The organism is Xanthomonas sp. F1, from assembly GCF_014199855.1.
This window is the reverse complement of record NZ_JACHOK010000022.1, coordinates 1-5382: the sequence shown is the minus strand read 5'-3', so window position 1 is coordinate 5382 and position 5382 is coordinate 1. Positions and strand designations below refer to the sequence as shown.

Here is a 5382-nt window from a genome sequence, read left to right as displayed (position 1 = left end):
CAGTACGCCGACTATGCGGCCTGGCAGCGGCAGTGGTTGCAGGGCGATGTCCTGCAGGAACAGATCGAGTTCTGGCGTTGCCACCTGTCGGGCGCCCCAGCGCTGCTGGAACTGCCGACCGACCGGCCGCGGCCGGCGGTGATGAGCTACGCGGGAGACAGTGTCCCGGTACGCGTGCCGCACGATCTCAGCAGGGCGCTGCATGCGCTGGCCCAGCGCCACGGCGTCACCCTGTTCATGACCCTACTCGCCGGGTGGGCGGTGCTGCTGTCGCGGCTGAGCGGCCAGCACCAGGTGGTGATCGGCAGCCCGGTGGCAAACCGGCAACGTGCCGAGATCGAACCGTTGATCGGCTTCTTCGTCAACACCCTGGCGTTTCGCGTCGATCTGCGCGACGACCCGAGCGTGGCCGGGCTGCTGGCGCAGGTCAAGGCGACCACGCTCGACGCCTATGCTCACCAGGATCTACCGTTCGAGCAGGTAGTCGAAGCCCTGCAGCCCGAGCGCAGCTTGAGCCACAACGCGGTGTTCCAGGCGGCGCTGAGCCTGAACAACACGCCAGGGGACGATGGCTTGGACCGTCTGCCGGACCTGACGCTCTCTGCGGTCGAAGGCGCGCACCGCAACGCGCGCTTCGATCTGTCCCTGTCGATGACGGAGACCGAGGGCGGGCTGGTGGGGGGCGTGGTGTACGCCACCGACCTGTTCGAACGCGATACCGTGCAACGCATGCTCGGCCACTGGCTGATGCTGCTGCAGGCCATGGTGGCTGACGATGCCATGACGGTCGGCAGCCTGCCGCTGCTCACACCGGCGGAACGCACGCAACTGGTCGACCAGTTCAACCCGGGACCGGTCCGCACGCAACCGCGGCAGCTGATCCACACCGCCTTCGAGGCGCGTGCCGCTGCGCAGCCCGACGCGGTTGCCGTGGAGTTCGCAGGCCAGCAGCTCAGCTATGCCGAACTGAATCGACATGCGAACCGAATCGCACACCGGCTCATCGCGCTCGGACTTGCGCCGGACGATCGCGTTGCGCTTTTCGCCGAGCGCAGCCTGGCGACGTTCGCCGGGATCCTGGGCATCCTGAAGGCAGGGGGGGCTTACGTACCGCTGGATCCCTCGCATCCTGCCGAACGTGTGGCCTACATGCTCGCCGACAGCACACCCGTGGCAGTGTTGAGTTCCTCGGCATCGCAGGCGCGCCTGCCGCTGCTGCAATCGCTGGATGTTCCAGTGCTCGCGCTCGACGCCGAGCGCGACGCGGCACCGGCGCAGCATGCAGTCGATCCGCAGGTGGACGGGTTGACCCCGCACCACCTGGCCTACGTGATCTATACCTCGGGCTCCACCGGGCAGCCCAAGGGTGTAATGGTCGAGCATGCCTCGGTCATGAACCTGCAGTCGGAGCTGGAGCATTCAATCTTTTCCGAGCTGGACGCCCAGGCGCGCGTGGGATTGAACGCATCGTTGTCGTTCGACGCCTCGATCAAGTCACTGCTGCAACTGCTGTCGGGTCGTTGCGTGGTCATGCTTCCCCAGGATGTACGCCTTGACGCGCGGGCCTTGCTCGAGTTCCTGGGCCGCTACCGGCTCGATGCCTTGGATTGCACGCCGGTACAACTGGAGGCCTTGCTGGCCGAAGGCCTGCTGGATCAGGCGACGTATCGGCCACAGGCGATCATGATCGGCGGCGAGCCGATCCCCGCCAGCATCTGGCGGCGCCTGAACGGCGACCAGCGCACGCGGTTCTTCAATGTCTACGGCCCCACCGAATGTACGGTGGACAGTTCGCTGGCGCTGATCAACGGCAGCGGGGATCGGCCGCAGATCGGCCGGCCGCTGGGCAATGTGCGCATTTATCTTCTCGACCCGCAGCGACAGCCTGTGCCGGTCGGTGCGGCGGGCGAGCTTTACATCGGCGGTGCCGGCGTGGCGCGTGGCTACCTCGATCGTCCGGAGCTGACCGCACAGCGCTTCCTTGCCGATCCTTTCGTCGATGATGCCGACGCCAGGATGTACAGGACCGGCGACCTCGGCCGCTGGCTGCCCGATGGCACGATCGAGTACCTGGGCCGCAACGATTTCCAGGTCAAGATCCGCGGCTTCCGCATCGAACTGGGCGAGATCGAGGCCAGGCTGGCGGCCTGCGCGGGGGTACGTGAGGCCGCGGTGGTAGCACGCGAGGACACGACGGGCGAGACACGCCTGGTCGCCTACCTGCTGCCACACGACGGCCACACGTGCGCGTCCACCACGCTGCACGAGCGCCTGCTGCAGGAGTTGCCGGAGTACATGGTGCCGGCGGCGTTCGTGATCCTGGACGCGTTCCCGCTGACGCCGAACGGCAAGCTCGACCGCCAGGCGCTCCCCGCACCCGACCAGGAGGCCGTGGCCAGTCGCCCGTACGAAGCGCCGATCGGCGAAGCCGAGCAGGCCATCGCCACGATCTGGCAGGAACTGCTGGGCCTGGAGCGTATAGGCCGCCACGATCATTTCTTTGAACTCGGCGGGCATTCGCTGCTGGCAGTACGGGTCGTGGTCCGGCTCAAGGAGGCGCTGCAGGTGGAGATGGACCTGCGCGACGTGTTCATGTCGCCGCAGCTGTCGGCCCTGGCCGCGCTCATGGTCGAACGCCAGTTGGCGCAGTTCGACCAGGTGGAGTTGCTGGACATGCTGGCCTCCATCGACGAAGCACCGGCAGCGCCTTGAGCGCGTTCCGACGCTACGGATTCGCAAGGACACCTGCAGACAAGGTCGCTAGATGGAACGTACTGCGCTGAAGAACCTTTCCATTGCCGAAAAGGAACGCCTGCTCAAGCTGGCAAAGGCGAAACTTGCGCCGCAGCCGGTCGGGAGCGCACCGATCCAGCCAGTGGAACGAGGCGGCCTCTTGCCGGTGTCGTGGGCACAGCAGCGGCTATGGTTCCTGGATCAGCTCGACCACGCGGCTGGTGCGGCTTACCACATCCCGGCGGCGCTGCGATTGACTGGTACGCTGGATCGCGCGGCGTTGCAGGCGAGCCTGGACCGCATCGTGGCGCGGCACGAGAACCTGCGCACCACCTTCGTCAGTGTGGAGGGCGAGCCGCGGCAGGCGATCGCCGCCGCGGACGTCGGCTTCGCACTGACGGTGCACGATCTGAGTGCCCTGGAGCCGGCCGCGCAGGACGCCGCGCTTGCGCAGGTGAGCCTGCAGGAGGCCCGTGCGCCGTTCGATCTCGCACAGGGGCCGCTGATCCGTGGCCGCTTGCTGGTAGTGTCCGAGCGCGAGCACGTGTTGCTGGTCACCCAGCACCACATCATCTCCGATGGCTGGTCGATCGGCGTGTTGGCAAAGGAAGTGGGGGCCCTCTATGCCGCGTTCAGCCGCGGCCTGGCAGATCCATTGCCGCCGTTGCCGATCCAGTACGCCGACTACGCTGCCTGGCAGCGCGGCTGGTTGCAGGGCGACGTGTTGCAGGGGCAGGTCGACTTCTGGCGGAGACAGCTGGCTGGCGCCCCGGCATTGCTGGAATTGCCCACCGACCGGCCGCGCCCTGCCGTGCAGAGCTACCGTGGCGATCGTCGGATGCTGCGCCTGTCGCACCGACTGAGCGAGCAGTTGCGCGCCTTGTCGCAGCGCCATGGCACCACCTTGTTCATGACCTTGCTGGCGGGGTGGTCGATCCTGTTGTCGCGATTGAGCCGGCAGACCGACTTGGTGATCGGCACGCCAGTGGCCAATCGCCAGCGGGCAGAGATCGAGCCGCTGGTGGGGTTCTTCGTCAATACCCTCGCGCTGCGTGTGGACCTGTCCGGTGCACCGACCGTCGCCCAGTTGTTGGCGCGGATCAAGGCCACGACCCTGGGCGCCTATGCGCACCAGGACCTACCGTTCGAGCAGGTGGTGGAAGCGATCCAGCCGGTTCGCAGTCTCGGCTACAGCCCGCTGTTCCAGGTGCTGCTGGCCTTGGACAACACGCCGGGCGTGGAGCAGCCGCCATCGTTGCCGGATTCAAAACTGACCATGGCCGCACTGGAAACGGTGCAGAAGACCGCGCACTTCGACCTTGCGCTCTCCCTGGTCGATGGCGCCGACGGGCTGGTGGGCGGTGCGATCTATGCCACCGATCTGTTCGACGGCAGCACAATCGAGCGGATGCTCGGGTACTGGGTGCGGGTGCTGGAGACGATGGTGGCCGACGATTGCCAGGCGGTCACGCGCCTGCCACTGCTGGACGCCGCCGAGCGTGGGCAGGTTGTATACGGCTTCAACGCGACGCAGCGACCGTCTCGGCACGACGCCCTGATCCATGTCCTGTTCGAGGCACACGCGGCGCGGCAACCGCAGGCGATCGCGATCGACTGCGACGGCCTGCTGCTCAGTTACGGCGAACTCAATCGCCAGGCCAACCTGATCGCGCATCGCCTGATCGCGCTGGGCGTGGGTCCGGACTGCCGCGTCGCGCTCTGCGCGCAGCGTGGGATTGCGCTGGCCGCAGGCATGCTGGGCGTGCTGAAGGCTGGCGGCGCCTACGTTCCATTGGACCCCGCGCTCCCTGCGGAACGTCTGGCGTACATGCTGGAGGACACCCGGCCAACCGCCGTGTTGAGCGAAGCCACGCTATTGGAGGCCGTGCCGGTGTTGGACACCGCGTCGTGCCCGTTGCTGGTCTTCGAGCACATCGTGGCCGCTGCCGGCGCCGGGGATGTCGCGAACCCCGTCATCGATGGGCTGACGTCGTGTCACCTGGCCTACGTGATCTATACCTCCGGCTCCACAGGCAAGCCGAAGGGCGTGATGCTCGAACATCGCAATGTGGTGCACCTGACCACCGACAATGCGGCCGTGCCGATCTCGGCGGACGACTGCGTCGGCCATTGTTCCAACCCGGCGTTCGACGCAGCCACATGGGAGGTGTGGGGGGCGTTGCTCAATGGTGCGCGCCTGCTGGTCATTCCCCAGCCTGTGCTCATGGACCCACAGTCGCTCGGCGACACACTGCGCGAAGGAGCGGCAACCCTGCTGCTGCTCACGGTCGGGCTGTTCAACGAATACGTGAATGTGCTCGGCCTGTCGTTTCCCGGCCTGCGCTATCTGCTGGTCGGCGGCGACGTGCTGGAGCCGCGCAGCGCTGCCCGGGCATTGCGCGGCTCCTCGTCTCCAGCACATTTGCTCAACTGCTACGGACCCACCGAGGGCACGACGTTCGCGACCACGTATCGTGTGGCCGATGTGCCCGACGGAGCACACATCATTCCCATCGGCAAGCCGATCGCCAACACGCAGGTCTACGTGCTGGACGCGCAGGGTCAGCCGGTGCCGATCGGGGTGATCGGTGAGCTGTACATCGGCGGTGCTGGTGTGGCCCGCGGCTACTTGAACCGCCCGGAGCTGAC

At 66.8% G+C, this 5382-nt stretch carries 2 protein-coding genes; both read left to right on the top strand.

Annotated elements, in window-relative coordinates; genetic code table 11:
• On the top strand, positions 1-2712 hold a 2712-nt coding region (locus tag GGR71_RS20875), incomplete at its 5' end, for a non-ribosomal peptide synthetase (protein WP_184452295.1).
• Between the two features lie 52 nt (positions 2713-2764).
• Positions 2765-5382: condensation domain-containing protein (locus GGR71_RS20870; protein WP_184452293.1), on the top strand; the 2618-nt coding region annotated here is incomplete at its 3' end.